The organism is Microbulbifer mixtoriginis (SeqCode), from assembly GCF_052466865.1.
In genome coordinates this window covers 4186264-4209233 of the sequence record NZ_CP174293.1, presented here as the reverse complement: position 1 = coordinate 4209233, position 22970 = coordinate 4186264, and the positions used below count along the sequence as shown (strand labels likewise).

Here is a 22970-nt window from a genome sequence, read left to right as displayed (position 1 = left end):
TATGAAGGCAGCGGCTTCCTTGCGCTCTTAATTTGCTATCAAGCAAACACCCTCTCCCAGGTATAAATCAGTCAGTTTGCAACGCGCTTGTTGTTATTTTTATTCTTCTTTCGAAATTATTGTTATTGTTTATTGTTGTTCTTGCGGTTTTGGCCACTCATTGCTTTTGTTATCGGCCGCCCCATTATTTTTATTGTGTTTCGCCCACTTATTTTGAGTAGTTATAGGGCTTTTAACGGTCATTTATTTTTATTGTTGGCCGTTTTTAATTTTTGTACTAAGAGTAAAGCATTTAGTGTGCCAACTTTTAAAAACCCTTATAAATCAACAGCTTATAATCTTTACGAAAATTGATGGAACTTTTCTGGGTGGCATTGCGTTACGTAAGGTGCGGCAACTGTTACTTGAGGTAGGTCTTGGGTAACACTTCCCTCTGTTACCGGTGATGTAACAAAGTGGGACAGCGGTCATGGACGCGGCTAAAGCCTGTTGAAGAGAAGTTTAAGGGGCTACTTGTTAAGGAAGTGTGGCGTAGGTGAGGGAGGGGGCTCAGCCCCCAAGAAAGTTGATCAGGCTTCGGCAACCGCGCTGCGGCGGGTTTTCTTGCGGGGAATGCCCAGTTTTTGGCGGCGCTCCCACAGGCACTTGCGGCTGACCCCCAGCTTTTTCGCCAGCTCGGTCTCGCTCATGGTGTCCTGGTGCTCGATTACGAAGCGAGCGAAGTAGTCCTCCAGCGAGAGATCCTCGCGGGGATCAGTATGCAGGCTGCGCGGGCGAGGCTCGCCGATGGCCTCCTCCACGGGGACCAGGTCCAAGTCTATATCTAGGGTTTTGTGGTCGATTTCCCGGCTGTCACGGTCGGTGAGGATGACCGCGCGTTGTATGGCGTTCTCCAGTTCGCGAACGTTACCAGGCCAAGTGTACGTGGTGACTGCCTGAACTGCCTCGGGAGAGAGGCGCAGCAGTGGGCGCTCAATTTTGGTGCAGAACTTTTCGAGAAGGTGCTCTGCCAGTGCAAGGACATCGCGGCCGCGCTCGCGCAGCGGTGCCAGAGTCATCTGCACCACGTTGATGCGGTAGTAAAGGTCTTCGCGGAACTTGCGTTCAGCGGCAAGTTGACGCAGGTTACGGTGGGTGGCGGTAACTAGGCGCACATCCACTTTGTGCGACTCGATAGAGCCAATTGGGCGCACCTCACCCTCTTGTATCACTCGCAATAGCCGTGCTTGAGCCTCTAGCGGGAGTTCACCGATTTCATCGAGAAACAGGGTGCCGCCATCAGCGGCGGCAACCAGTCCCTCGCGGGCACTCTGGGCGCCGGTAAAAGCGCCTTTTTCGTAACCAAACAGCTCCGATTCGATCAATGTTTCGGGAATGGCGGCACAGTTGACGGAGATCAACGGCTTGCCAGCGCGGCGGCTCTCTTCATGGATAGCTTTGGCCACCAGCTCTTTACCGGTGCCGGTTTCTCCATGCACCAGTACGGTGGCGTCTGTGGGGGCCACTTTGTGAATGCGCCTGTAGAGTTCGCGCATAGCCATGCTGTCGCCGATCATTCCGGCGATAGTGCCTGGGTTACTTTTATCCAAAGGCGCTTGGGCGCGACTTTGTTCGGCCTTGCCGATGACGCGGCGCACGGTGGCGAGCATCTCGTCGTGGTCGAATGGCTTGGCGATATAGTCCGCGGCGCCCATGCGCATGGAGTCCACAGCGGAGCGCAGGCTGGCGTAACTGGTCATGATCAATACCGGTACTTCACCGGCATGTTTGAGCAAGTCGGTGCCCGGTGCACCGGGTAGGCGCAGGTCTGAGATAACCAGGTCAACTTCATTGACCCGGTGCTTACTAAGGGCCTCCCTAACTGAGCCCGCCTCACTGACCTTATATCGGTGCCGCTCTAACAGTTTGCGCAGCGCCGTTCGAATAATGGCTTCATCTTCGACGATCAGGATGTGGCTCATATGTTACGCCTGGTTACAAAATGCTCAATAAACGCCTAGTTTTACCCGGCCGCCGTTTCGATGCAACTCAAAAACGGATAACCGGGTTATTTTTGCCCAGTTCCTGGCCGGTTTGCCGGCTGGAGTCTTAGCCTGCCAAGGGCAGCTGTACAGTAAATCTGGCGCCGCGGCCGGTCTCCGGATTGGCTGGGCTCTCCAGTTCTAGCTGCCCTCCGTGCTCCTCAACAATGCTGTACACCATGGCCAAGCCCAGGCCTGTACCTTCTCCGGGTTCCTTGGTCGTGAAGAAGGGTTCCAGAATACGCTCGCGGTGTTGGGCAGAGATACCGGGGCCGTCGTCGGTGACTGACACACAGGCACAACCTTTGGCTTCTCGACCTTCAATGCGGATGAGCCCGCCATCCGGGCTGGCGTCGCGGGCATTGCTGAGCAGGTTGATAAATACCTGGATCAGACGCTGGTTATCCCCGGGGGCGATCAGATCTGCTGGGACTGCATTTTCGAAGCGCACCTCGGTTTTATCCCGTTGCAGGGATAGCAGGTGCACCGCTTCCTGCACACAGGCGTAGAGGTCTACCGGAGCCCGCTCGCTCTCTTGGCTGCCACTGTGAGAGAAATTCACCAGTGAGTGTACGATGCGGCTGATGCGCTGGGTCTGGCTGAGGATTTGGTCGGCGGTTTCCAGCACTTCCGGGTTGTCGCAATCGAACTGGAGGTTCTGTGCCAGGCAGGCGATGCCGGTCACTGGGTTGCCCACCTCGTGGGCGACACCGGCGGCGAGGCGTCCTACCGAGGCCAGGCGCTCGCTGTGAATCAGCTCCTGCTCCAGAGTCTGGGTCTCGGTGATGTCCTCGAGCAGTAGCATCTGCCCATCGCCTCGCTGGTTGCGGGCCCGCCCGCTGCGGCTGCGTTTCTGCCGGGTTTTGTGCAGGTTGAGCCAGTGGCTGTTGCCGCCGAGACTGACTTGCTGCTTGAAGCGGCTGGCATCGCTGGATTCGGCAAACTCCGCTAGCAGACTCCGCCAGGGCTCTGCCAGATATTCCAGCTTGGAGCCAATTACCTCAACGGCGGCAATCCCGGTGAGATCCTGCATGGCGTAATTCCACAACAGTATCTCGCCGTCGCGCCCCAGGGAGCAGGCGGCCATGGGCAGCTCCTCCAGCATTTGCCGGTGGTACAGCCGCAAATTGTTTAGCTCTGCGGCCAGCCCGGTCAGCTGGTGCTTGTAACGCCCCAGGCGTGTCTCAATCAAGTGGATATCCTTGTTGGCCGGTTGATCGCTGTTCTGGAAGGGAAAGTGGCGATCGATAATCTGGCCGGCCAGTACCCGTCCGAGCAGTCCGGACAGGTTGGATTCAATACGATTGCGCAGCTGGCGCAGGGCGTAGGGGCGACGCTCGTTATCGGGCAGGTTGAGCTGATTGAGGGCGCGCTTCACTTCGGTGTTGGCGGTGGCCGCCCCTAGGCTCTCCGCCAGGCGCAGGCGAAAGTCCGCTGCGGACTGCACATCGAGCCCCAGGCGCAGGGCCTGGGCGATGGTGTCGTCACTGCATAGGTCGGCGGCATATTGCTCCAGGCTGCTCGTTGACGTGAACAGTGAGAGGCTGACGAATAGGAGTATGTTGACACCGAGAGACAGGGTAGTGACCTGGGTCCAGATGGACATGCCCAGGGGTATCTGCAGAGAAGTACCCGGTAGGGTAATACCGGTTAGTTCGAACACCGATGGCAGCAACAGGCCGCAACCCCAGATCAACATCCCCGCCAGAAGTCCGCCAATCAGTCCGCGTCGATTGCCTCGCGGCCAGTGAATAACAGCGAAGATACCCGGTAGGAATTGAAGGGAACCGATAAAGGCCAGCAGGGCTAAATCCGACAGGGTTAGGCGATTGTCCAGCAGCAGATAAAAAGCAAAACCCGCAATAAACAATGCAGCGATTAAAGCGCGACGCAGCCACACCAACTGGCGGTACATATTGTCTTCGGAGTCCCAGCGAGTGCCCGGTAGCAGCCAGTGATTCATGACCATGGTAGATAATGCCAGGGTGATCATAATCAGTGCGCCGGTTGCGGCGGAGAGCCCGCCGATAAAGGCCAGTGTTGTGAGCAACGCTGAGCCACTGGCACGCGGCACCGCCAGCGAGAAGTACTGTACCGGTTCAGCCACATCCAGGGCGAAGCCCGCCCACATAATCGGAAAGATCGGCAGCGCCATTAGCAACAGGAAAAGCGGAAAACCCCAGCTGGCGGTGCGCAGGGCCTGACCGGTGGGGCGCTCGGCGATGCTGAGGTAAAAGATATGTGGCATGGCCACGGCGGTAGCGATAAAGACTAACAGCAGCGTATGCGAGGAGCCCTGTTCAATGGGGGTGTAGAGCAGCTGCTGCATATCATTGTTTTCCAGCAGCCACTGGTCGAGCCCCGAGAAACCGCCGAACACACCGTAAACGGCATAACCACCGACCGCGGTCAGTGCCACCAGTTTAACCAGGGATTCCAGTGCCATGGCACTGGCGAGGCCCTCACCGCGCTCGCGGGTGGCGCCGTACATACTGGTGAAGACTGCCAACAGCACACAGTAGAAAAAGGCGATCAGGTTTTTACTGGAAACACCACTGTCGGGTAGGCCGAGGGCAGCGACGCTGTCTCGTGACAACAGTGCCAAGGTTTCCGACACCGCCTGGATCTGTAGGGCGACCAGTGGTAGCAGCGCCAATAGCATAAACAGGGTGGCCAGGGTGCCCACCTGGCGGCTGTGGTAGCGGAAAACCAGTAGATCTGCGGGGGAGTAGAGCTGGTAGCGTTGGGCCAGGCGCGCCAGGGGCTCCAGTGCCACTGGCGCAAATAAGAACATGGCACCGGTGCCCAGGTAGTAGGCAAGCACCCCGTAGCCGTATTGCCAGGCGAGGTCGACAATGCCATAGAACGTCCAGGCGGATAGAGAGACCCCCAGCGAGAGTACGTACACCAGTGGATGGCGCACCCAGCGTGCGGGCAGCCAGCCCTTGGAAGTGGCGAAAGCGACAAAGAACAAGGTAGCGATGTAGGCAACCCCGATCAGGGCAATATGGGCGATCTCAAAGCTCATTTGAGTTGCGCCTCCACTGGATAAAAATTGCCAGCAGGATCAAAACGAACCAGAGGATAAAGGGCCGGTACCAGGCGCCAACGGGGTTGATCATCCAGGTAAATATGGTGGGGGAGAACACATAGCCCACCAGCACGAGCAGGATTAGCAGGGTGCGGTTGCTCATAGGTTGTTATGTAAATCCGCGTGGAGGGTGAAAAGTTAAATGGCGAGCCTGTCGGCTGGCGCAAAAATGTTAATTGCCTCCAACGATCAGTGCAATTGTCGGTCGCGTTTATCGATCTGATGACGCTGCCAGCGTGCAGCAGCCCACTTGAGAATATGTTCTGGCGCCTCGCCCTCCAGCCCATCCGCGACATGAAAGCCGAGAAAATCCAGTGCGGAGCAGAGATTGCTGGCGGCTCGGTTGTCGTCGATAGCTGGTGCGTGGTTTTGTTTGCTGAGTTTTTGCGCCCCCCCGGGTCCCATGACCAGCGGCAGGTGGCCGAAGATCGGTGCTCTGTTATCGAGCAGGTGAAACAGGCGAATTTGTGCAGCAGTGGTGTCGAGCAGGTCCGTTCCGCGCACGATATGAGTAATGCCCTGGGCAATATCATCGACCACTACCGCCAGCTGATAGGCGTAGAGGCCATCGCGGCGCTTGAGAATGGTGTCTTCGCGCACTGGCTGGGATTGGGGCCCGCGCCAGATATCTTCGAAGTGCTCCTCACCTCCGGCACAGGACAGGCGCAGGGCGCAGGTACCTGTGCCCCCGTCTTTTATCCGGCAAGCTTGATTGTCGTGCCCACCATTTTGACGGATCTGGCTGCGTGAGCAATAACATGGATATAGGAGTCCGCGTTGGCGTAACTGTGACAGAACTGCCTCGTACTGGGCATGGCGCTTACTTTGCCACACCACAGGGCCGTGCCAGTGTAGCCCATGGGATTCCAGGGATTTCAGTATTCGAGTGGCTGCGCCGGGCTCCTCACGCGGGGGGTCGAGATCTTCCATACGCACGAGCCAGTGCCCACCATGCGCAAGGGCGTCCAGATAGCTGCCGAGTGCGCACACTAGCGAGCCGAAATGCAGAGGACCGCTCGGCGAAGGCGCGAAGCGACCGAAATAGGGCGTTTTACTATTCAAAGTGATAGGGGCGGTCCCGTCGACCGCCCTGCCGAGCTGGGCGATCAAGGGTGATCGCCGCAATACGATGGGGAAAAATCAGCCGGAAAGCTGTTTTTCTTTGATTTCCGCCAGGGTTTTGCAGTCCACACACAGGGTTGCGGTGGGGCGCGCTTCAAGACGGCGAATACCAATATCGACCCCGCAAGCTTCACAGAAACCGTAATCATCCTGGTCGATCAGTTCCAGGGTGGCGTCGATTTTCTTAATCAGCTTGCGCTCGCGATCGCGGGTGCGAAGTTCAAGGCTGAACTCCTCTTCCTGGCTCGCACGATCAGCGGGATCGGGAAAGTTTGCAGCCTCGTCTTTCATGTGGGAAACGGTGCGGTCCACTTCCGCCATCAGTTCGGCCTTCCAGGCCAACAGCAAGTTGCGGAAATGCTCCTGCTGCTTCTCATTCATGTACTCTTCGCCCTTAGTCTCCTTGTAGGGCTCAAAGCCGTGCAGAGAATCGGTGCTCGCAGCAGTTTTGGGCATAGTCGTTGCCTCTCTTTCTTTACGGGCCCCCGATAATGGGGGCGATACCACCAAATTCAATCTAGCCTAGACCGGAATCTTTTTGGGTGATGCTTTTTTCACCTATCAAATCAGTTGCGGTGGCAGGCTAATCCTTGCCCCGATTGCCGGTACCCCGGCGACCGAGAGCGAGGAAGCTATCAAATCTGCGCGATTCGCGCCACAAATAGTTGTCTGCTATTTTGTGGCGCTGAAATGTACAAGAGTGCCAGCCAGTGAAGTTTTCCCCTGAGTTACAAAAGGCCACCCTTTTGCGTCGCTACAAACGTTTCCTCGCTGATGTGGAGACGGCTGATGGCGAGAAATTTACCATCCACTGCCCAAATACCGGTTCTATGAAAAATTGCTGGATCGAAGGCGGCGCCTGCTGGTATTCGGACTCGGGCAATCCCAAGCGCAAGTACCGCCACACGCTGGAAATTTGTACAACACCGGATGGATCTCTGGCCGGCGTTAATACTGGGCGCGCGAATGCCCTGGTGGAAGAGGCAATAAATTCCGGTGTGGTTAGTGAGTTGCAAGGGTATGAATCCCTGCGTCGGGAAGTGCGTTATGGTGAAGAAAACAGCCGCATCGATTTTCTGTTGTCTGGCGATGCTGGCGACTGCTATGTGGAGGTTAAGAATGTCACCCTGGCGGATGGTGCGCGGGGTTATTTTCCCGATGCGGTGAGTGCTCGCGGTGCTAAGCACCTGCGTGAGTTACAGAAATTGGCTGAGAGTGGTGTGCGTGCAGTGCTTTTTTACTGTGTACAGCACAGTGGCATAGATAGCGTAGAGGCAGCGCGAGAAATCGACCCGGCTTATGCTAAAGCTCTCGACAGTGCTGTCTCAGCCGGTGTGCAGGTGCTCGCTTACCGGGCGCGGATGAGCGCCGATGAAATCGTTTTAGGCGAAGCTCTGCCGTTTCGCTGAGGGAATTTAGAGTAACTGGTCGGGTGGGGGCCACCCAGCCAGTAAAATCTTATTCAGGCAGCAGGGCGTAGAGGCCGTCTTGGGCGTATTCGACGGGTATGGGAGTCAGTGAATCGCCGGTGCAGGGCCCGGCAATACACTCGCCGGTTTCAATGGTGAACAGCGCCCCATGGGAGGCGCATTGGATCAGTGCGCCATCGGGATCGAGGAACTGGTCTTCCTGCCAGTCGAGATTGATGCCGCGATGGGGGCAGGTGTTTTTATAGGCGAAAACCTCGCCCCCTTTCATTACCGCAAACACATTGTCGGTGCCGGCGGCGGTGTCACCGAGGGAGAAGCCCTTGGATTGCCCTTCCGCTAATTCCTCGTAACGGCACAGGAAGTATTTCTGCATAACTGGTCGGCCTTAGGCGCAATTATTTATTCGTTATTGTGGCGCCTTCTCTCCAGATAGGTTGATTTGGAGAAGCTGCGCCAGATTCTGCCCCGAGTTATTGGGGCGCCGCGAGTGTAATCGAGGTGTAGCGGATTGTCCCGTTGCGCATTATCCCCAAAGTGATCTGGTCGCCGGCGCGGTACTTCTCCAGTGCGTTGAGCAGGTCGTCGTAGCTGCGGACGGGTTGCTGCTCGACTTCCACGATAACGTCTCCGAGCTGCCAGCCCCCTTGGCGTGTGCGATAAATGCCTTGCAACCCGGCTTTTTCCGCCGGCATACCAGGGGCTGTGCGCAGCACCGCCACACCTTCAAAACCGTAGCGGCTGCTCCACTGATCCGGTGCGGATTCAATGCCGAGAATCGGTCGCACCAGGCGGCCGTAGTTAATCAGTTGCGGCACTATTTTCTTTACAGTATCCACAGGAATAGCAAAACCGATGCCCACACTGGCACCGCTGGGGCTATAGATGGCGGTATTTACCCCGATCAGACGGCCGAGGGAATCGAGCAGGGGACCGCCAGAGTTGCCGGGATTAATGGCGGCATCGGTTTGAATCACATTGCGAATGGTGCGGTTGTTGGCGGCCTCGATTTCACGCCCCAACGCGCTGACCACCCCGGTGGTTAGGGTGGTATCGAGGCCAAAGGGGTTGCCGATGGCGAGTACTTTTCGGCCCACAGAGAGTTCACTGGAAGTACCGGCAACCAGTGGTTTAAGTAATTTTTTCGGAGCCTCGATTTTCAACACCGCCAGATCTTTTTCTGGAGCGGAACCCACTACAGTGGCGGGCCACTCACTGCGGTCCTGCAGGGTGATTGTGACTTTACGCGCGCCCTCGATGACATGGAAATTGGTCACAACGTGACCCTGTTCATCCCAGATAAATCCACTGCCGGCGCCTTTGGGTACTGCGTGCAGGCGCAGGGTTCTGCGATCGCGAACCAGGGTTTCATTGGTGACATACACCACAGAGGGGCTGGCAAAATTAAACACCTGCATGGTGTTGCGTTCATCATCTGTGGCGAACTCCTGTACCTCTGCGTACAGGGGAGCACTGAGAATGAATAAAAGGATCGACAGAGTAATGGGCAGAGTTTTAAGCGGTGTCATGGTCGCTGTCTTCGCTTTAGCACTTTAATGAAAAGTTTACTTTGCTCGTTGTGAGGGAGTGAAGATGGGGGCGCGGCAATGAATTAAAACCCGCCCCTAAAACATGCCAACAGCAATCTGGGTATTACTTACGGAAGTTTTGCAGGGCCAGGATACGATCATCCAAGGGTGGATGGGTGGCTAATAGTGCGCCCATATTACCGAAAATACCGAAGGCTTTCATATTGCCTGGCAGCGGTTCCTCGTGACCCCGTTCAGATTCCACTTTGAGCCGTTGCAGTGCGGCGATCATTGAATTGGGACTGGCGAGGGTGGCGCCGGCGTGGTCTGCGCGATACTCCCGACGGCGGCTGAACCAAGCGATGATAAACATGGCGAGGAAGCCAAAAATTATATCCATCACGATAGAGGTAACGTAATAGCCGATGCCAAGGCCTTGCTCATTGCGCAGTATCACCCGGTCGACAAAGAAACCGACCAGCCGTGCGAAGAACATCACAAAGGTATTCACCACTCCCTGAATCAACGCCAGAGTTACCATATCGCCGTTGGCCACGTGACCGATCTCATGGCCGATCACCGCACGGGCCTCTTCGCGGCTAAAGCGCTGCAGTAATCCGGCGCTTACAGAGACCAGGGCATTGTTGCGATTCCAGCCGGTGGCAAAGGCGTTGGCCTGGGGCATGGGAAAAATACCCACATCCGGCATACCGATATTGGCTTTGCGCGAAAGCTCCCGCACAGTCTCCACCAGCCATTGCTCATCGGCGCTGCGCGGCTCGGTGATAATCTGGGTGCGGGTACTCATGCGGGCGATGGTCTTGGAGAGAAACAGGGATATAAACGAACCACCAAACCCAAAAAGAGCGCAGAGGAGTAACAGTGCCCCCAGATTCAGGTCGACCCCGTTGGCCTGAAGGATGCCCCCGATGCCAAAAATATTGAAGATGATGCCAACCAGAACTAATACCGCAAGGTTGGTCAGCAGGAATAGCCCAATGCGCAACATCGGCTCTCTCCGTCTCTTTGCCCTTAGACAAGTTTAGATAGGTTGTGGTGGTTTGTGTGACAAAAGCTCGAGTTATTGCGTAGCCGTAGCATGGGGTAAGGCATTAAGGGCCTGTGCGAACGTCTCGGTACATCTTGTTGCGCAGGCACTCAGATGCGCAAGGGCCCCAGCGTAGCTTTTCCCTTTCTAAAATTGTTGGTGACAGGCTTTAGTTTGAATTCTGTGTAGCCAGCAGGCGGTCGGCTTCAGTCACCAATTGCTGTTTAAGATCTGGGTCCAGATCGTTCCAGTGCACATCAAGTAGAGCACCTTGCAGTGCATAAAGCATGACGCGCGAGGCGTTGATCCCGCGGTTGCGAATACTGATAAAGGCCTCAACCGGGCCAATACGATGGAGGTCTTCGTAGGTGCGAATACCAATGGAGTGAAGGATGTTAACGGAGGCGAGCCCCAAATTTTTCAGCTTAAGTAGTTCTGATTGACTTGGGTGCATTCAGTTTTCCCTGCAAGGTTTTCCGTCCAGTAGTCACGATCAATCCCCAATCGCGGGGCTGAACTTAACATAAATTAGCAAGCTGCCAACAAAGATAACCGCCGCATGGCCTAAGAAAGCGCCTATTACTTTGCCTAGCATTTCCAGTGGCCACTTATTCCATGCCGCTCTTTGGTAGAGTAATAGCTGGGGGTTTACTCACTTTAGCCCGCCTTTTGAAAATCGCCTGTCTATAGGAGCCAAATGTTATCCACACCGCTTAAGAGTATGCTCTTCGGGCTAACCGATATGCACGTTATCCTCGATCCACCCTCAGGACAGCTGCTGCACCCTGAGGCACTGGTGGCATTTCAGCGCCTACGGCGCGATGCGCGAGATGTCGGTTTTGACCCCAAGGTGGTCTCAGGTTTTCGCAGCTTTGAGCGCCAGCGCACCATCTGGAATAACAAGGCACAAGGACTGCGTCCAGTGCTGAACACCGATGGCGTAGAGCTTGAAGTCTCTGAGCTGCCACCGCAGGAGTTAGTGCTGGCCATACTGCGTTGGTCGGCACTGCCCGGTGCCTCGCGCCATCATTGGGGTACTGACTTCGATATTATCGATGCCGCCGCTGTAGCCGAGGATTACCAGGTACAGCTCACCCCACAGGAAGTGGCCGATGATGGGGTTTTTGGCGCTTTTCACCAATGGCTGGATCAGCGTATAGCCGCGGGGCAAAGTTACGGCCTGTTTCGTCCTTATGCCGAAGATCTCGGTGGCGTTGCACCGGAGCGCTGGCATTTGAGTTATGCACCGCGAGCCCTGGAGCTACAGCACCTGTTGACACCCGAACGCCTGGAGGCGCAGTTGCGCTCCTGCGACTTGGCGCTGTGTGACACGGTTTGCGAGCAGCTGGAGCAAATCTATACGCGCTTTGTATGGATTCCGGATCACTGTTATCCGACAGATATGCCGCTCTGAGCAAAATTTACGCAAATCGGTACGCTTTATTTTCACCGCCGGATGGCGCTTGAAAGGCCCTGGTATTCCTGCGAAGCTGCGCGGGCCCAATGGCGCAAAGTTGTGTGAGACAAATCAAATACATTAGGAAAGCGCCGGGAAAATGAGTACGACAGGTGAGGAACTGAATATCGACAGCCAAACTGAGCCCAGAGACGTATGGAGTGCTATGCGCGCAGAGGCTGCCGCAGCTGCCAGGGATGAACCGATTCTGGCGAGTTATTTTCACAATACGGTGCTGCGCCACAAGTCGGCGGAGCACGCAATCGCCGACCAGTTAGCCTCAGTCCTGGATCACAATGCACTCACCTCCACCGCTTTGCAGGAGGTGATCGCTTCGGCCTTACAAGCAGATACAGGGATATCCCGCAGTATGCTGGCGGATATCTGTGCCTGGTACGATCGCGATCCCGCCTGTGATCAGTACCTCACCCCCTTTCTCTACTTCAAGGGCTTTCATGCACTGCAGTCGCACCGAATTGCCCACTGGCTGTGGAAGCAGGGCCGCACGACGCTCGCGCTGTACTTCCAGAGCCGTGTTTCGGAACAGTTTTCTGTGGACATCCACCCCGCAGCTCAATTTGGCAGCGGCATTATGATTGACCACGCTACGGGCCTGGTCGTGGGAGAGACCTCGGTGGTGGGCGACAACGTCTCTATTTTGCACTCAGTGACTCTGGGCGGCAGCGGCCGAGGTTCCGGGGATCGCCACCCGAAGATTGGTCACGGGGTTATGATCGGTGCCGGCGCCAAGATATTGGGGCCTGTGCGGGTGGGTGAGGATGTGAAGATTGCTGCGGGTAGCCTGGTTCTACAGGACGTCCCCGACCACACCACAGTGGCCGGTGTCCCCGCGCGTCAAGTGGGTGGCCGGATAGAAAAGGCCCCCGCCTTTACCATGGATCAAACCCTGGATTCCGAAGAATAAACTCGCTGCAGCAAGTATTATCCAACCAGCATTACACATAGGGATTGAGTGATGACCCAAGCCACCTATAGCCTGATTTTCCGCGGCGACCTGATTGCCGGGTTTACCGCCGGTGATGTGAAGGCCAATTTGGCGCGCTTGTTTAAGAGCAGTCCGCAGGCAGTGGAAAAACTGTTTAGTGGTCGACCGCTGGTGCTGCGCAAGGGATTGAGTCGCGCCCAGGCGGAGCAATTTCAAGCGACCCTGGCCAAGGTTGGGGCTCAGGTCAATCTGAAAAGCGAGGGTGGCCCTGAAGAGATCCCTCCGGTGCCCGAGCCGAGTCAAACACCTCAGCCAGAGGGCCCTCGCGTTCCAAACTGGACGCTCGCGCCAATGGAGGGCAACCTGATTAAGGACCACGAACGCGAGTCGATAGCTGAGGTGCAGGTGCCCACCGAACATATCAGCCTGCGCGCGGCGGAGGGGTTGTTACTGGATGAGAGCGAGCGGGCCGAAACAGTTGCTGCACCAGTCAATATTCCCCAGTGGGATCTCAATTAGATTTTCTTCGATTCGCGTTGATTGCAGCGCCCAGGCATAAAAAAACCGGCTAGATGCCGGTTTTTTTATGCCTGTCAGCCCGGCCAATACAAAATCGTGCCGGGCTTAAGAGAAGCTGTGATCAGCCTTCTTCTTTCAGGTAGCGCTCGCGAGAGGAAAGCACTTCTTTGCGCGCTTCTTCAGCGTCGGCCCAGCCTTCCACTTTCACCCACTTGCCAGCTTCCAGAGCCTTGTAGTTCTCGAAGTAGTGTTCGATCTGCTTGAGCAGCAGCTCGGGCAGGTCGCCAATTTCCTGAACGTGATCGTACAGCTTGGTCAGCTTGGTGTGAGGTACCGCCAGCAGCTTGGCGTCAACACCGGATTCGTCGGTCATTTTCAGAACGCCGATCACGCGAGAGCGGATCACGGAGCCAACCATTACCGGGTAGGGTGCCACTACCAGTACGTCCAGGGGGTCGCCGTCTTCCGACAGAGTCTGGGGTACATAACCGTAGTTGGCTGGGTAGAACATGGGAGTGGCAACGAAACGATCCACAAATACGGCGTCTGAGTCCTTGTCCACCTCATATTTGATGGGGTCGGAGTTGGCAGGGATCTCGATGATTACGTTGATATCGCTGGGCAGGTCTTTACCTGCGGGGATCTTGTCGAAGCTCATTGCTGGTCCTGAACTGGGTAAAACGAAAAATTTGGAGCGCGGATTATATATGCAGTTCGGCACGGCTGAAAGTCACGCCCTTAAAGGAAATATGGGGCGTCAAGGCTCGGCTGGCGGGTCTATCCTGTAGGACATTGATAACAACAATGGGCAGGGATGGCCATGATCAAAGCGCGGGAGGTAAAAACCGTTCAGGAGGCTCGTGCCATCGTTGAGGGGCGCGGTCTCAGTCATGTGAAAGTGGGCCTGTTTGATTTGGATGGGGTCATGCGCGGCAAATATATGAGCCGTGAAAAATTCTTCTCTGCCCTGGAGCAGGGGTTTTCCTTCTGTGATGTGGTGCTGGGCTGGGATGTTAAAGACCAGCTCTATGACAATACCCGTTATACCGGCTGGCACACGGGCTACCCAGACGCGCCGGTGCGTATCCTGCCGCACAGCTGTCGCGATATTCCCTTTGAAGACAATATGCTGTTATTTCTGGCGGAGTTTGATGAACGGGCTCAGGTCGTGTGTCCGCGTGCGGCTCTTCAGCGGGTGGTAGACCGTTGTCGGGCTATTGGATTTGAGCCCTTCGCGGCTTTGGAATACGAGTTCTTTTTATTTGATGAAACACCCGAGTCGGTACGGGAAAAGGGCTTTCGCAATCTGAAGCCTTTCACGCCGGACTGGTTTGGCTATTCAATGCTGCGCAACTCGGTTCACGCCGAACTCTACCGGGAAATCCTCGAAATGGGTGAGTGTATGGACTTCCCGTTGGAGGGGCTTCATACAGAAACCGGCCCGGGGGTTCTCGAAGCGGCAATCGCCGTGGATAGGGTCGAGGCTGCTGGGGATAAAGCCGCACTGTTTAAAACCTTTATGAAAGTGCTGGCCCAGCGTATGGGCCTGATGGCGACTTTTATGTCGCGCTGGTCCAGCGATCTTCCCGGGCAGAGTGGCCATATTCATTTATCGCTGCGCGATTTGAATAACGGCAATGCCGCGTTTTTCGATGGCTCTCAGCCCCAGGGAATCAGTGAGACCATGCGTTACTTTATCGCCGGCCAACAGCGCCTGATGCCAGAATTCCTGGCTCTGTTCGCGCCAACTATCAACAGCTACCGCCGCCTGGTTCCGGGTTTTTGGGCGCCTACCGGTGCGAACTGGGGCGTGGAAAATCGCACCACGGCCTTGCGTGCCATCCCCGGCGGGGAAAAATCACAGCGGGTGGAATACCGCCTGGGCGCTGCAGATGCCAACCCCTATCTGGCGCTGGCCGCCGCCCTGGGCTCCGGCCTTTACGGAATCATGCAGCAGTGGCAGCCCAGTACGCCCATCGAGGGCAATGCCTATGCCCTGACACAAGAGGCACAGCAGGCGTTGCCTACCACTTTATGGGATGCCACCCAGCGTCTAAAAAATTCCGAGACGGCTCATGAATTATTCGGCAGTGAATTTATTGAGCATTTCGCCGCCAGCCGGGAATGGGAGGAGCGCGAGTATCGTCGCCATGTTACTGACTGGGAGCTGGATAGGTATTTTGAAATTATTTAAATGGCCCTTTTAAAAGCCCGCTTTTGTGATTTTTTGGATGGTAAGGAAATCAAAATAAGCCGCGGATAAGGAATATTTAATATGCACCACCTGCGCTGTATTTCCCCTGTCGATAACAGTGTATATCTGGAGCGAGCCCTGGCCGGCGAGGCTGAAATTCGTGTAGCCCTGGATAGGGCGGCGGCTTCACAAAAAGCCTGGCGATTGACCCCTCTGGTGGAGCGAATCGCCATTGTCCACCGTGCAGTGGAGTTTTTTACCGAGCGCAGGCATCGTCTGGCTGAGGAACTCTGTTGGATGATGGGCAGACCCATTCGTTTTGCACCGGGCGAAATAGACGGCTTTGCAGAGCGCGCTACGGCCATGGCAAATCTGGCAGAGGAGGCCCTTGTAGATATCCATTTGCCAATTAAACCGGGATTTTCCCGCTTTATACGCCGTGAACCGCTGGGGGTTTCCCTGGTGATCGCCCCCTGGAACTACCCCTATTTAACCGCGGTAAATGCACTGGTGCCATCTTTGCTGGCCGGCAATGCGGTCATATTAAAACACTCGGCACAAACGCCCTTGTGCGCCGAGCGTATGGTGGAGGCTTTCAGGGAAGCGGGTCTGCCCTACGGAGTATTTCAATATTTGCACCTCAATCATTCCAATACGCAACGTTTAGCCTGTGCCGAAGAAATCCAGCATATTGCTTTTACCGGATCTGTGGATGCCGGGGCCAATATAGAGCGTATTGTTGCCGGCCGATTTATCCAGTTGGGACTGGAGCTGGGTGGTAAGGACCCCGCTTATGTGCGTGAAGATGCGGACCTTGAATTGGCGGTAGAGACTGTAGTGGATGGTGCTTTTTTTAATTCCGGTCAGTCTTGCTGTGGTATTGAACGTGCCTATGTGCAGGAAAATCTATTCGAAGAATTTGTCGAACGCGCCGTGGCACTAGTGGGTGATTACCAATTGGGGCGCCCCGATGATCCTCAAACAACCCTGGGTCCGTTAGTCAATGCAGAGGCTGCCGACAAAGTGCGCACTCAAATTGACGAAGCTGTGGCCCAGGGCGCCCAGCCCCACCTGCACAGCAGTAAATTTTTCATGGACAGGCGCGGTACTCAGTATATGGCACCACAATTACTTACTGGTGTGCGGCAAAAAATGCGGGTAATGCGCGATGAATCTTTTGGCCCGGTTTTGGGGGTGCAAAAAGTCCATGACGATGGTGAGGCTCTAGAATTAATGAATAACAGCCCTTTCGGTTTGACGGCAGCTATTTTTTCACAAGATGAAGAAACTGCCCTGGCAATTGGCGATCACTTGCGAGTGGGCACAGTGTTTCTCAATCGCTGCGACTATTTAGACCCGGAATTGGCCTGGAGCGGCGTTAAACAATCTGGCAGGGGGTGTACTTTGTCCAGAGTCGGGTTTGAGCAGCTAACCAGGCCCAAATCATTTCACTTTAAAGTTGGGGGCTAGTAAACCAGTAAAGAGGGAAATGTTGTGAGGTGGATTGCTTGTTGTATTTATGGTGTGTTCTTAACTTATCCCCTAGTGCTAAACGCGGAGTCCTATGTTTATAGAGATATTGCTCTAGAGGTCCCTGATGGTTGGTCGATACGCAGAGAATATAATGACTATGTGGGAATAGAATTTTGCCAGAATGATACAGGTAATGTGATGGGGTTTTTTCTGAGGAAAGGGTTGTTGGTTAATGGAGGAGACCCCAGTGCGTTCTTAAAAATGCACCCATTGGAGCATCCAGTTTCTTCGGTACAGATTGGCAAATATTCAGGTTACTTTGTCACTTTTACATCGGAAGGGAAGTGTTCGGCAAATTGGTTTTTGGGGGATGGGAGCGATCTACTGATTGCGTCCTATCAAGGTGACTGTCATTCAGTGGACTTTACTCCAGTGATTAAGTTGGTTGAATCTGTCGAGCCCTTAGAAGATGTAGTCGATTAATGATGCTTCTGCTGGTTTTACAGATCCAATTACTAAAATAACAATCGCGCTTTTTTCAGCTCTAGTTTCGCCTATGGATAATAACCCCGAGCTTTTACAGGTGGGATATCCAGATAGCGTTGAGGTCATGAATAGAAAATTTTTTTTTAACCTTATCCTATCGGTTAAATGCATAGAGACTGTGGGTAACAAGAAATTTTAAATGGCTAGGCAGTAAAGGCAGAGAGGATAATGTGGATAAATACCGGGTAAACTGGAATTTTCCTACCAATATTTGGGTTGGTCCCGGCCGGATATCAGATCTTGCCAAAGCCTGCTTTGATCTCAATATGCAGCACCCCTTACTGGTAACGGATCCCGGTATTGCAGGCATACCACTGCTTCAACGCGCATTGGTGCCTTGTAAGGAATACGGCCTGGAGGTGGAGATTTTCTCCACAATCAAGGGGAATCCCAACGGTGAGAATATTGACAGTGGTGTCGAGCTGTTACGAGATAAAAATTGCGACGGCGTAATCGCCTTCGGTGGTGGTTCAGCCATAGATGCCGGTAAGGCGATTGCCCTAATGGCCGGGCAGCGTCGTCCCATTTGGGATTTTGAAGATATTGGCGATAACTATAAGCGGGTTGACCCTGACGGCATGCTCCCAGTAATTGCCGTGCCTACAACCGCGGGCACTGGCTCGGAAGTCGGGCGGGTGGCGGTCATAACCGATGAGCAGGCGAAGCTAAAACGCCTGATATTTCACCCCAAACTATTGCCGGATATCGTCATACTGGATGCCGAACTGACTCTGGATCTTCCCCCCCAGATTACTGCAGCCACCGGCATGGATGCACTCTCGCATAACCTGGAAGCTTATTATTCCCCCATTTACCACCCCATGGCAGAGGGCATCGCACTACAGGGGATGCGTCTGATTAAGAACTATCTGCCCCGTGCTTACATGATTGGTACTGAGTTGAAAGCCCGCCAACAGATGTTGGTAGCCTCCTGTATGGGAGCCACCGCATTTCAGCGTGGCTTGGGAGCTATTCATGCCCTGGCACATCCGCTCGGTGCCCTATATGACAAGCACCACGGTTTACTCAACGCCATATTGATGCCCTATGTGCTTGTAGCCAACCGGCCTGCTATAGAGGTTCCCATGGGGCAGTTGGCCCTCTCACTGCAATTGACCGGCAAAGATAGGTTCGAGAGCGGTTTCGATGCCGTACTGAATTGGATTCTCGGTCTGCGTCAGCAATTAAATATTCCCCACACCCTGGTTGAAATCGGTATCAAAGCCGAAGACGCCGATAGAATCGCTCATATGGCTGCGGCAGATCCCTCGGCAGCCAGTAATCCTATGTCGTTTAGTGCAGTGAAATATCGCGATATTTTCCTGCGTGCTTGCCAGGGTAGTGTCACACTGTAAGAGTTTCCCTCTATGAGTCGACAGAAGAGTAACCATTTATAGAACATTCCATAGGAATTCGTTATGCGCGGTATTTTTACTCTGTTTATTCTTCTGGCAGCCACCCTCGGATATGCCCAGGATTCTCCTGATATACGAACCGCTATTTTTGCTGGAGGCTGTTTCTGGTGTATGGAACCGCCGTATGACAAAGTGAATGGCGTGCTGGAAACCACCTCAGGTTACAGCGGTGGTCATGTAAAGAACCCCTCCTATGATCAGGTCTCTGCTGGTGGCACCGGCCATGCCGAGGTGGTGCAAGTTAAATATGATGCAAACAAAGTGAGTTATTCCGAGTTACTCAATATTTTTTGGCACAACGTGGACCCCTTTGATGCCGGTGGCCAGTTTTGTGACCGGGGCGACCAGTACCGTGCTGAGATCTTTTACGGTAATGAAGAAGAGAAGAAGCTGGCCGAAGAGAGTAAGAAGAAAGTAGAGGCCGAGCTGGGTAAGAAAGTTGTCACCCAGATAAAGCCTGCCGCTACTTTCTATCCGGCAGAGGCTTACCACCAGGATTATTATCAGCGCAATCCCCTACGCTATAAATACTACCGCTTTCGCTGCGGGCGGGATCAGCGGCTTGAGGAAGTTTGGGGAAAAGGTAAGAGCAAGAGCTGAAGAGTTTGGGGTGTTTTTTGATCTCTTAAATAGAGGTGCCCTTAAGCGAATAAGTCTGCTGACTAGGATAATTCAGATGTGGTAAACGGCATGGGGAACACCGAATCTGGCAGGTTGCAAGAAGGGGAGGTAATGAGCACTGCAGCAGGATTCCCCGTTCTTTATCGCTATATGGCTGCAGATAAATCCAAACCTCTAATAGTATTTGTGCCGGGTAACTCTCACTTGGCACGTATCTTTTATGGCTGCCCTGAGGCCAGGGAAGAAGACTTTATCAGTTATTGGGTACATCGTTCAGGCCACCCTTTTCTCGCGATATCCTTCCCCATCGCCAATAAGGCCTTTGATGGATATTATCCCAATTTCACCATCGCAGATTGGGGTAAGCAGGTCGCGGAAGTAATTGACAAGATTGTCTCTGAGAATAGCTTGCAGCAAGAGGTGATCGTCTGTGGCTGGAGTATGGGATGCAAGATTGCCGGAGCTCTTGGGAGGGAAGCGATTGGTAAGTGCTTCTCAATAGTGATGTTTGTTGCCATGTCGGGAGATCCCGCTGTTCCAGGCTTCTTGCCAAAAGCAAATGCTGAAAATATCGCTATGACACCAGAAGGGCTGGCAAACCGGGAGAGCTTATACCCCTGGTTTTTTCAGGCACTGGAAGATCAAAGTACCTATAACGGCCATACTATTCTCCCAAAAGATATTTATCGGCAGAGGATCCTGGGGGCCACCCCTGTGGGATTGATTGGCACGGGCCTGATGTATAAGAATGGCCAGTTTGTGGAAGACTTAGAATGGAGCCTTAAGTCCGCGAACACTTTCAATTATGACGACTATCCTTTTCCTGTAATTATTCATGGTAATTCGATATCTGATGCGGAAAATGTATTACTGAATACCTCTAACTGGGCGTTTATTAGAAATAGAGTGCTTATTAAGAGGGTGCTTGGAGATAATGCATTGAAGGACCTCTCTTCTAGTCATTGGGAGTGTCTTCAAGAACAAGTTGAATGTTCTGGTAGCCACTTTTCAATATCTCTTCCCGGGGGACACTTCTTTTTTTTGGGGGAGCTCGGTGCCAAGTCAGTGGTGAAAAGCATATTTAAATTATTGCTACGGACTAATAATATTCCACAATTATGCGGCCATAATTTATAGGGCTTGTAATACATATTATAAGGCGATGTAGTAGTGGGATTTTGCGGATAGGTATTGCAGGATATATTATCAGGAGATAATCTTAGACTGTAGCTATTTAATATAAATACAGTCTAAGGGTGGGTGAAATCAATGAGTTGAAGCAGTATAATTTATATCAAATATAATTTATTTTGTCCTTTAGTAGATTTTTTAAATGCTCCACAAATTGCTCTCGTTGAGTCTGTGTTGTATTCACGCAACCAATAATTAATCCAGACTTGGCTGGTTGATTTGCGTAAGATAGGGAAAGCGCTGAACTCCCATATCCATTCTGGTTGAGTTTTTGTGCAAGTTTGATGTCATTAAAGCCTGGTGTACTAATAACAACATACATAGATGCACTGCTTCTAATTAGCTTAACATTTGGTTCGAGTTTACTTGTGATTAATTCGCAAAAATGCTTCCATTTATCCCGATAATGTTTTTGCATTTTTCGCACATGTCTCACAAAGTGTCCTTCGGCAATAAAGTCAGCTATTACTGCTTGATAAAGTAGTGTTGAAGGTCCTGAGAGTGTGGCTTTTGTATATGTGAAAGAAGATACTACGGGCTTAGGTACTACAAGATAGCCTAAGCGTAAATTTGGTTTTAATACACGATTAAAACTACCGATAAATATCACTGGGCTGTTTTCACGCATTCCTTGTAAAGCCGCTATCGGCTTTTCTCCAAATGAAAACACACTATTAGATTCATCTTCTAATACCCAGCAATTAGATTTTTCTGCCCAGTCTAAGAGCTTGTCTCTTTCATAAGTTGGAATAACGCCACCCATTGGGTGTTGATGAGTTGGGCTTGTATAGATTAATTTTGCTTCTATATTAGCTTGTAAAACTTTGCTTACATCCAGTCGATTTGCATCTAGATCAATAAAATTTAATTTTGCATTTTTGGCTTCAAAAGCGATTCTTGCACCTCTGTAGCATGGGTTTTCAATAATTACAGGATCAGCATGATTTAATATGGTTTGAGCGCAAATGTTTAAGGCTTCCTGCCTCCCGTTTGTGATAATGATTTGATCTGGGTTGCAGCGAACACCCCGAGATAAAAGTAAATATTCTGCAAGTCTCTCTCTTAAAGGGAGATATCCAATTGGATCACCATATCCGCTAATGGAAATCCTATCTTGATGTTGTCGATATATTTTATTCCAAATAGAAAAAGGAAAAGCTCTTAAATCGGGCATGCCTGGAGAAAAAGGGAGGGTTGGTGGCCAGCGTGCCATAAGAGAAGATTGAGATTTTAACATCTCACAATAGTTTGATAACACTGGAAGATCATTGTTGTTATTGCCACTCTCACTGACTAAATTTGACTTGTTTGAATCTATTACACAATGTGGTAGGTGATAAGAAACAAAAATCCCTTTTCCTGCTTCACTAAAAAGAAATCCTTCATTTTTTAGTTGTTCTATTACTTGCGTGACAGTATTTCGGCTGATTTGTAAACATTCAGACATTCTTCTGGATGAAGGGAGTTTAACTCCAGGTGATAGACGCCCATTAATTATTCGTGCCATTAAGGCATTATAGAGTTGCTTCTGAAGAGGTTTGTCTCGATTTAGGATTAAGTCAGAAAAATCTGGGGCACTCACCGTAGGTACCATTAAATAAAATTAAATTTATAGGAGAATGATAACTTTCAAGTTTAATTTCATCTGTTTGATCTAGGTTGTGTGAGGCTTTATATGCTGCATTATTGTACAATTTTTTTAAATTAGGATGGTATGTGTAAATTTAAGAGATCTATTATTGGTTCAATAATGTTTGATGGTTAAATCTTATTGCACTTCCTTTTAGATATGATTGGGGATATGGAGTGTTATCATTCAGTATAGATTTCAGAGTTTATTTTTTTTTCATAAATTAGTTTGCCAAGTTTACCACCTTAGAAAACCTTTCAGCGGGTGGTACCATGATTTTTTCTAAACTGGACCTTACTTTTTTTGTTTGTAATTGATTTAATTGCCTTATTTGTTGTTGAATTTGATTTCGGTATTATTATGGCAAGGTGTTTTAATGTAAGTGAAGCGGTTTAACTTTTAGTTGTTTATTTAGGAGTGCAAGATATTTCCCTATGTTAAAGTTAGGTGACTTATTGGGGCGGGCTTATAGTGTGAGAAAAACTTATATAGTCGAGATGCGCCCATTTGCGAATAGTGCAATATATAATTTTTATGCAGTGACTTGTTTTGGGGTGGGCAAAGTTTTATAAAGCGCAATCACTTATAATTCTGTGCGATAAGTTAATGCGGTTGTAAATATCTAGAAGTTTATAATTGCGGTATTATGCTCTTTAAATAATGCTTAAATATTTTAGCTTGATAAGGTTTGAAGTTTTCTTTATTGGGTGAGCAACAGTTTTGTATTGGGTAGGAGTGTGA

Annotated in this window: 21 protein-coding genes; 10 read left to right on the top strand and 11 right to left on the bottom strand. The window is 52.1% G+C overall.

Going from position 1 to position 22970, the window contains the following annotated elements; all coding sequences use genetic code 11:
• Positions 1 to 569: 569 nt before the first annotated feature.
• From ACJJJA_RS18980 to dksA, 5 genes are all read right to left on the bottom strand, one after another.
• The gene (locus tag ACJJJA_RS18980) at positions 570 to 1961 is read right to left on the bottom strand and encodes a sigma-54-dependent transcriptional regulator (protein WP_252083163.1); all 1392 of its coding nucleotides are present in this window, start codon (positions 1959 to 1961) and stop codon (positions 570 to 572) included.
• Between the two features lie 127 nt (positions 1962 to 2088).
• A complete protein-coding gene (locus tag ACJJJA_RS18975; protein WP_444903052.1) occupies positions 2089 to 5049 on the bottom strand; it encodes an ATP-binding protein in 2961 nt (986 codons plus the stop codon).
• Complete coding sequence (locus tag ACJJJA_RS18970; RefSeq protein WP_252083161.1) at positions 5039 to 5215, bottom strand: hypothetical protein; 177 nt, start codon at positions 5213 to 5215, stop codon at positions 5039 to 5041. The genes ACJJJA_RS18975 and ACJJJA_RS18970 overlap by 11 nt, the downstream gene beginning before the upstream one ends.
• Before the next feature lie 86 nt (positions 5216 to 5301).
• Complete coding sequence (gene gluQRS, locus ACJJJA_RS18965) at positions 5302 to 6222, bottom strand: tRNA glutamyl-Q(34) synthetase GluQRS (protein WP_444903051.1); 921 nt, start codon at positions 6220 to 6222, stop codon at positions 5302 to 5304.
• Positions 6223 to 6252: 30 nt separating this feature from the next.
• Positions 6253 to 6690: an RNA polymerase-binding protein DksA gene (gene dksA, locus ACJJJA_RS18960; protein WP_152454721.1), complete on the bottom strand. Its 438-nt coding sequence runs from the start codon at positions 6688 to 6690 to the stop codon at positions 6253 to 6255.
• A gap of 254 nt (positions 6691 to 6944) precedes the next feature.
• Between dksA and sfsA the strand changes: the two genes are divergently transcribed.
• Positions 6945 to 7643, top strand: a complete 699-nt coding sequence (gene sfsA / locus ACJJJA_RS18955; protein ID WP_444883909.1) for a DNA/RNA nuclease SfsA — start codon at positions 6945 to 6947, stop codon at positions 7641 to 7643.
• 49 nt (positions 7644 to 7692) lie between these two features.
• Here sfsA and ACJJJA_RS18950 read toward each other — a convergent pair whose 3' ends face one another.
• From ACJJJA_RS18950 to ACJJJA_RS18935, 4 genes are all read right to left on the bottom strand, one after another.
• Positions 7693 to 8037 (bottom strand): Rieske (2Fe-2S) protein, encoded by a 345-nt coding sequence (locus ACJJJA_RS18950; protein ID WP_252083158.1) that lies wholly within the window; start codon positions 8035 to 8037, stop codon positions 7693 to 7695.
• A 97-nt stretch (positions 8038 to 8134) separates the two neighbouring features.
• Positions 8135 to 9190, bottom strand: a complete 1056-nt coding sequence (locus tag ACJJJA_RS18945; RefSeq protein ID WP_444903050.1) for a S1C family serine protease — start codon at positions 9188 to 9190, stop codon at positions 8135 to 8137.
• Between the two features lie 124 nt (positions 9191 to 9314).
• The gene (gene htpX / locus ACJJJA_RS18940) at positions 9315 to 10199 is read right to left on the bottom strand and encodes a protease HtpX (RefSeq protein WP_252083156.1); all 885 of its coding nucleotides are present in this window, start codon (positions 10197 to 10199) and stop codon (positions 9315 to 9317) included.
• A 208-nt stretch (positions 10200 to 10407) separates the two neighbouring features.
• On the bottom strand, positions 10408 to 10692 hold the full coding sequence (locus ACJJJA_RS18935) for a TfoX/Sxy family protein (protein ID WP_252083155.1): 285 nt from the start codon (positions 10690 to 10692) through the stop codon (positions 10408 to 10410).
• 243 nt (positions 10693 to 10935) lie between these two features.
• Here ACJJJA_RS18935 and ACJJJA_RS18930 point away from each other — a divergent pair, with 243 nt between their 5' ends.
• The 3 genes from ACJJJA_RS18930 (at position 10936) to ACJJJA_RS18920 (ending at position 13159) form a co-directional block, all read left to right on the top strand.
• Positions 10936 to 11652: a M15 family metallopeptidase gene (locus tag ACJJJA_RS18930; protein ID WP_444903049.1), complete on the top strand. Its 717-nt coding sequence runs from the start codon at positions 10936 to 10938 to the stop codon at positions 11650 to 11652.
• A gap of 142 nt (positions 11653 to 11794) precedes the next feature.
• Positions 11795 to 12619 carry a serine O-acetyltransferase gene (gene cysE, locus ACJJJA_RS18925; RefSeq protein ID WP_252083153.1) on the top strand — a complete coding sequence of 275 codons (825 nt, stop codon included), beginning with the start codon at positions 11795 to 11797 and terminating at the stop codon, positions 12617 to 12619.
• A gap of 51 nt (positions 12620 to 12670) precedes the next feature.
• Positions 12671 to 13159, top strand: a complete 489-nt coding sequence (locus ACJJJA_RS18920; RefSeq protein ID WP_444903048.1) for a hypothetical protein — start codon at positions 12671 to 12673, stop codon at positions 13157 to 13159.
• 121 nt (positions 13160 to 13280) lie between these two features.
• On the opposite strand, the gene ppa is transcribed toward ACJJJA_RS18920, so the two are convergent.
• Positions 13281 to 13817, bottom strand: a complete 537-nt coding sequence (ppa, locus tag ACJJJA_RS18915) for an inorganic diphosphatase (protein WP_020412430.1) — start codon at positions 13815 to 13817, stop codon at positions 13281 to 13283.
• Between the two features lie 162 nt (positions 13818 to 13979).
• On the opposite strand from ppa, the gene ACJJJA_RS18910 reads away from it, so the two are divergent.
• The 6 genes from ACJJJA_RS18910 to ACJJJA_RS18885 all read left to right on the top strand — a co-directional run bounded on the left by ACJJJA_RS18910 (position 13980) and on the right by ACJJJA_RS18885 (position 20545).
• Positions 13980 to 15353, top strand: coding sequence for a glutamine synthetase family protein (locus ACJJJA_RS18910; RefSeq protein WP_444887076.1), 1374 nt, complete (start codon positions 13980 to 13982; stop codon positions 15351 to 15353).
• Between the two features lie 81 nt (positions 15354 to 15434).
• Complete coding sequence (locus ACJJJA_RS18905) at positions 15435 to 16823, top strand: aldehyde dehydrogenase family protein (protein ID WP_444903047.1); 1389 nt, start codon at positions 15435 to 15437, stop codon at positions 16821 to 16823.
• A gap of 24 nt (positions 16824 to 16847) precedes the next feature.
• Entirely contained in the window at positions 16848 to 17309 is a 462-nt protein-coding gene (locus ACJJJA_RS18900; RefSeq protein WP_444903046.1) for a hypothetical protein, read from the top strand.
• A gap of 233 nt (positions 17310 to 17542) precedes the next feature.
• A complete protein-coding gene (locus tag ACJJJA_RS18895; RefSeq protein ID WP_444903045.1) occupies positions 17543 to 18727 on the top strand; it encodes an iron-containing alcohol dehydrogenase in 1185 nt (394 codons plus the stop codon).
• Positions 18728 to 18790: 63 nt separating this feature from the next.
• Positions 18791 to 19387 (top strand): peptide-methionine (S)-S-oxide reductase MsrA, encoded by a 597-nt coding sequence (msrA, locus tag ACJJJA_RS18890; protein WP_444887072.1) that lies wholly within the window; start codon positions 18791 to 18793, stop codon positions 19385 to 19387.
• A 132-nt stretch (positions 19388 to 19519) separates the two neighbouring features.
• Positions 19520 to 20545: a lipase family protein gene (locus tag ACJJJA_RS18885; protein ID WP_444903044.1), complete on the top strand. Its 1026-nt coding sequence runs from the start codon at positions 19520 to 19522 to the stop codon at positions 20543 to 20545.
• 157 nt (positions 20546 to 20702) lie between these two features.
• On the opposite strand, the gene pdxR is transcribed toward ACJJJA_RS18885, so the two are convergent.
• Complete coding sequence (gene pdxR / locus ACJJJA_RS18880; protein ID WP_444903043.1) at positions 20703 to 22181, bottom strand: MocR-like pyridoxine biosynthesis transcription factor PdxR; 1479 nt, start codon at positions 22179 to 22181, stop codon at positions 20703 to 20705.
• Positions 22182 to 22970: the final 789 nt, after the last annotated feature.

What these genes read in the sequence shown, in the direction of transcription:
- ACJJJA_RS18945 (WP_444903050.1), bottom strand. Translation starts at nt 9,190, where the DNA reads ATGACACCGCTTAAAACTCTGCCCATTACTCTGTCGATCCTTTTATTC.
- ACJJJA_RS18980 (WP_252083163.1), bottom strand. Translation starts at nt 1,961, where the DNA reads ATGAGCCACATCCTGATCGTCGAAGATGAAGCCATTATTCGAACGGCG.
- cysE (WP_252083153.1), top strand. Translation starts at nt 11,795, where the DNA reads ATGAGTACGACAGGTGAGGAACTGAATATCGACAGCCAAACTGAGCCC.
- ACJJJA_RS18970 (WP_252083161.1), bottom strand. Translation starts at nt 5,215, where the DNA reads ATGAGCAACCGCACCCTGCTAATCCTGCTCGTGCTGGTGGGCTATGTG.
- dksA (WP_152454721.1), bottom strand. Translation starts at nt 6,690, where the DNA reads ATGCCCAAAACTGCTGCGAGCACCGATTCTCTGCACGGCTTTGAGCCC.
- ACJJJA_RS18935 (WP_252083155.1), bottom strand. Translation starts at nt 10,692, where the DNA reads ATGCACCCAAGTCAATCAGAACTACTTAAGCTGAAAAATTTGGGGCTC.
- ACJJJA_RS18920 (WP_444903048.1), top strand. Translation starts at nt 12,671, where the DNA reads ATGACCCAAGCCACCTATAGCCTGATTTTCCGCGGCGACCTGATTGCC.
- ACJJJA_RS18930 (WP_444903049.1), top strand. Translation starts at nt 10,936, where the DNA reads ATGTTATCCACACCGCTTAAGAGTATGCTCTTCGGGCTAACCGATATG.
- htpX (WP_252083156.1), bottom strand. Translation starts at nt 10,199, where the DNA reads ATGTTGCGCATTGGGCTATTCCTGCTGACCAACCTTGCGGTATTAGTT.
- ACJJJA_RS18905 (WP_444903047.1), top strand. Translation starts at nt 15,435, where the DNA reads ATGCACCACCTGCGCTGTATTTCCCCTGTCGATAACAGTGTATATCTG.
- ACJJJA_RS18975 (WP_444903052.1), bottom strand. Translation starts at nt 5,049, where the DNA reads ATGAGCTTTGAGATCGCCCATATTGCCCTGATCGGGGTTGCCTACATC.
- ACJJJA_RS18950 (WP_252083158.1), bottom strand. Translation starts at nt 8,037, where the DNA reads ATGCAGAAATACTTCCTGTGCCGTTACGAGGAATTAGCGGAAGGGCAA.
- ACJJJA_RS18910 (WP_444887076.1), top strand. Translation starts at nt 13,980, where the DNA reads ATGATCAAAGCGCGGGAGGTAAAAACCGTTCAGGAGGCTCGTGCCATC.
- ACJJJA_RS18885 (WP_444903044.1), top strand. Translation starts at nt 19,520, where the DNA reads ATGAGCACTGCAGCAGGATTCCCCGTTCTTTATCGCTATATGGCTGCA.
- msrA (WP_444887072.1), top strand. Translation starts at nt 18,791, where the DNA reads ATGCGCGGTATTTTTACTCTGTTTATTCTTCTGGCAGCCACCCTCGGA.
- ppa (WP_020412430.1), bottom strand. Translation starts at nt 13,817, where the DNA reads ATGAGCTTCGACAAGATCCCCGCAGGTAAAGACCTGCCCAGCGATATC.